Source organism: Nocardioides sp., from assembly GCF_034670285.1.
GTDB lineage: Bacteria > Actinomycetota > Actinomycetes > Propionibacteriales > Nocardioidaceae > Nocardioides.
Window position 1 is genome coordinate 1 of the sequence record NZ_JAXMNS010000393.1, and the last position, 3,508, is coordinate 3,508.

Here is a 3,508-nt window from a genome sequence, read left to right on the forward strand (position 1 = left end):
TCTCGATACGCCGACCCGCTCCTTCGTCGCGCGGCCGACTACTCGACAACCAAACCCGCCGACCCGAGGTCATCGAGTAGCCGGGGAGCGAGCGCAGCGAGCCACCGGCACATCGAGATGCCGGCACGCACCCCACCAGCGTCTCGATACGCCGACCCGCTCCTTCGTCGCGCGGCCGACTACTCGACGACCAGACCCGCCGACCCGAGGTCATCGAGTAGCCGGGGAGCGAGCGCAGCGAGCCACCGGCACATCGAGATGCCGGCGCGCACCTCACCAGCGTCTCGATACGCCGGCCCGCTCCTTCGTCGCGCGGCCGACTACTCGACAACCAGACCCGCCGACCCGAGGTCATCGAGTAGCCGGGGAGCGAGCGCAGCGAGCCACCGGCATATCGAGATGCCGGCGCGCACCTCACCGGATCTCGTCGTGCTCGCTCAGTGCAGGTGGATGCCGGGGCCGGTGACCTTGACCTTGGCGTCGGTAAGGTCGTGGTGCATCTCCCAGGTGCGGCGGTAGCCGGTGTGGGAGACCTTCCAACCCTCGGGCGTGCGCACGTAGCGGTCCTCGTAGAAGGCTGCGCCCTCGAGCATGAACTTCACCGCGTCGACGATCACCCGGTCGTGGAGGTACCAGCGGCCGGTGGCGGTGTCGCCGTCCACGTCGATCTCGGGGTGGTGCACCTGGTGCAGCGTCAGCATCCCCTCGCCGAGGTTGGCTCGCATGTAGTCGACCAGCGCGGTGCGGTCGGCGAACTCGAGGCCGTTGTAGTCGGCCGTCGCCTCGGGCACGAAGCAGTCGGAGAAGTCGTCCCACTGCTTGGTGTCGAGGCAGCGCAGGTAGGCGTACTTGAGGCGGCTGATCGCGTCGATGTCGTCGCGGAGGTCAGAGCTGTCAGTCATGCCGCGCAATCTAACGGCCCCGCGAGCAGAAGTGTGCTGCGCGTCACGCTCCATGAGACGCGGTTGTAACCGGCGGTCAATCTCCGGTCAACGAGGCCCGCTCACGCTGATGCCATGACCCGGAACGAGATCCCCCAGACCCCTCAGATCGCCGAGAGCGCTGCGCTCGACACCCGCCACGCCCAGCGCTCGACCCTGAAGGCGAAGCACGCGAAAAGCCTCACGTCCCTGTTGGGCACCCGCAGCGACCTGCGCGGCGTCCACGCCCTGGCCGACCACCTCGACGACGCCATTCGCTGGACCGCCTGACGCGGTTGGGGCCAGGTGACGCCAGGTAGCGCCAGTCGGCATCGGGCGGCATCGGTCAGCGTCAACGGCGGCCGGTGCTGAAGAGCCCTCGGGCGACCTCGCGCGCAGCCGTGCGCATGAAGTCCTTGAAGGCGCCGGAGTTGACGACGTCGTGCACGATGCTGCCGTCCTCCTGCTTCGACTTCGTCGTTGACGTCGACTTCGACTTCGACGACTTCTCCGCCTTGGCGGCGGCCTCCTCGGCCTCCTCGGCTGCCTCCTCCTCGGCCCGCTTGCGAGCACCCTCCTCGAGCTTGGCCGCGAGGATCTCGTGCGCCGACTCGCGGTCGACGACCCTCGCGTACGTCGCGTGGCGGGGGCTGGCGGTGACCGTCGCCTCCATGGCCCCGGGGTCGGACGGCGCCATCAGCGACTCCGGCGCTCGCAGGCGCGTCCAGGCGACGGGGGTCGGAGCGCCGCGCTCGTTCATCACCGTCACGACGGCCTCGCCGATCCCGAGGCTCGTGATGACCTCGCCGAGGTCGTCGTACGCGCTGCCGGGGTAGGTGTTGACGGTCGCCTTGAGCGCCTTGGCGTCGTTGGGCGTGTGCGCGCGCAGCTGGTGCTGCACCCGCGAGCCGAGCTGGGCCAGCACGTCGTCAGGGACGTCGGTCGGGCTCTGGGTCACGAAGAAGACACCGACACCCTTGGAGCGGATCAGGCGGACCGTCTGGGCGATCTGGTCGAGGAACGCCTTCGACGCGTCGCGGAAGAGCAGGTGTGCCTCGTCGAAGAAGAACACCAGCTTGGGGCGGTCGATGTCGCCGACCTCGGGCAGGTCGTGGAAGAGGTCGGCGAGCAGCCACATGAGGAACGTCGAGAAGATCGCCGGCCGGTCCTGCAGGTTGGGCAGCTCGACCAGCGAGATCAGGCCCTTGCCGTCGGCGGTGACCTGGAGCAGGTCGGAGGAGGCGAACTCCGGCTCGCCGAAGAAGGCATCGGCCCCCTGGCCCTGGAAGTTGATGAGCTCACGCAGGATCACCCCGGCGGTGGCGCTGGAGAGACCGCCGAGCGCCTTGAGCTCGGGCTTGCCCTCGTCGCTCGTCAGGTGAGCCACCACCGCGCGCAGGTCGGCGAGGTCGAGCAGCGGCAGGCCGGCCTGGTCGGCGTAGTGGAAGACCAGGCCCAGGCTGGACTCCTGAGTGTCGTTGAGGCCGAGCACCTTGCTCAGCAGCGTCGGACCGAACGACGACATCGTGACCCGCAGGGGGATGCCGATGCCCTCGCCACCGAGCGCGTAGAACTCGACCGGGAACCCGGTGGCGCTCCACTCCTGCCCGACCGAGACCGCGCGGGCGGTGATCTTCTCCCCACCCTCGCCAGGAGTGGCGAGGCCGGACAGGTCGCCCTTGATGTCGGCGGCGAAGACGGGCACACCGTTGCTGCTGAGCTGCTCGGCGAGGAGCTGAAGGGTCTTGGTCTTTCCCGTGCCCGTGGCGCCGGCCACGAGGCCGTGCCGGTTGAGCATCCCGAGTGGGATCCGCACGCGGGCGTCGGACTGCGTCTGGGCGTCGAGCATGAGCCCGCCGAGCTCGAGGGCCGGGCCCTCGAAGGAGTAGCCGGCGAGGACGGCCTCCTCGACCGGGTGCGGGGCTTCGGGGGCGGTGGGCTTCTCCGTCATGGCTCCACCGTAGTGGCGGACGAGAGGTCAGGGCCGAGTACGGCGAGGCACTGTCTAGACTCGCACGGTGATCTTCAAACGGGTGGGCAGCGAGCGCCCCTACCCCGCGCACGGTCTCTCCCAGGGCCAGTGGGCCTCGGTGCCGCCCCGTCAGGTGCGGCTCGACGAGCTGGTGACCACCAAGGACACCCTGCAGCTGGTGGCCCTCCTCGACGAGGACTCGACGTTCTACGGCGACCTCTTCGCGCACGTCGTCGAGTGGGGCGACGACCTGTATCTCGAGGACGGCCTGCACCGTGCGCTGCGCGCGGCTCTCCAGCAGCGCCACGTCCTGCACGCCCGCGTCCACCGGGTGCCGGCATGACCGAGCGCGCGAGCACGATGCTCGACGACGTACGCCGCAAGGTGCGCGCCCTGAGCCCGGCCGTGCTCACGCGCCTGCGGACCGGCGCCACCCTGGCCGCCCTGCTCCTGCTGGTGCTGCTCGCGGTGCGGATCGGCGTCGAGCGCGTCTCGGAGCCGTTCCCGGAGTCGGCCGACCCGCCGGTCTGCACCGACCGGACCCTCGAGGCCGGCGACTCCGTCACCCCGGCCGACGTCACCGTGAGCGTGATCAACGCCGGCGGCGCCAACGGCC

Annotated in this window: 4 protein-coding genes and 1 pseudogene; 3 read left to right on the forward strand and 2 right to left on the reverse strand. The window is 70.0% G+C overall.

Annotated elements, in window-relative coordinates; genetic code table 11:
• Nucleotides 1–437: 437 nt before the first annotated feature.
• The gene (locus tag VOI19_RS16455) at nucleotides 438–902 is read right to left on the reverse strand and encodes a nuclear transport factor 2 family protein (RefSeq protein ID WP_323794045.1); all 465 of its coding nucleotides are present in this window, start codon (nucleotides 900–902) and stop codon (nucleotides 438–440) included.
• Nucleotides 903–1,016: 114 nt separating this feature from the next.
• Between VOI19_RS16455 and VOI19_RS16460 the strand changes: the two genes are divergently transcribed.
• On the forward strand, nucleotides 1,017–1,211 hold the full coding sequence (locus VOI19_RS16460; RefSeq protein ID WP_323794046.1) for a hypothetical protein: 195 nt from the start codon (nucleotides 1,017–1,019) through the stop codon (nucleotides 1,209–1,211).
• A gap of 61 nt (nucleotides 1,212–1,272) precedes the next feature.
• Here the strand turns inward: VOI19_RS16460 and VOI19_RS16465 are convergent, their stop codons facing one another.
• Nucleotides 1,273–2,871 carry a helicase HerA-like domain-containing protein gene (locus VOI19_RS16465; protein ID WP_323794047.1) on the reverse strand — a complete coding sequence of 533 codons (1,599 nt, stop codon included), beginning with the start codon at nucleotides 2,869–2,871 and terminating at the stop codon, nucleotides 1,273–1,275.
• A 67-nt stretch (nucleotides 2,872–2,938) separates the two neighbouring features.
• Between VOI19_RS16465 and VOI19_RS16470 the strand changes: the two genes are divergently transcribed.
• Nucleotides 2,939–3,235: a type II toxin-antitoxin system VapB family antitoxin gene (locus VOI19_RS16470; RefSeq protein WP_323794048.1), complete on the forward strand. Its 297-nt coding sequence runs from the start codon at nucleotides 2,939–2,941 to the stop codon at nucleotides 3,233–3,235.
• A pseudogene (locus VOI19_RS16475) lies at nucleotides 3,232–3,508 on the forward strand (hypothetical protein); the annotation flags it as partial. The gene VOI19_RS16470 and the pseudogene VOI19_RS16475, both read left to right, overlap by 4 nt.

What these genes read in the sequence shown, in the direction of transcription:
- VOI19_RS16460 (WP_323794046.1), top strand. Translation starts at nt 1,017, where the DNA reads ATGACCCGGAACGAGATCCCCCAGACCCCTCAGATCGCCGAGAGCGCT.
- VOI19_RS16455 (WP_323794045.1), bottom strand. Translation starts at nt 902, where the DNA reads ATGACTGACAGCTCTGACCTCCGCGACGACATCGACGCGATCAGCCGC.
- VOI19_RS16465 (WP_323794047.1), bottom strand. Translation starts at nt 2,871, where the DNA reads ATGACGGAGAAGCCCACCGCCCCCGAAGCCCCGCACCCGGTCGAGGAG.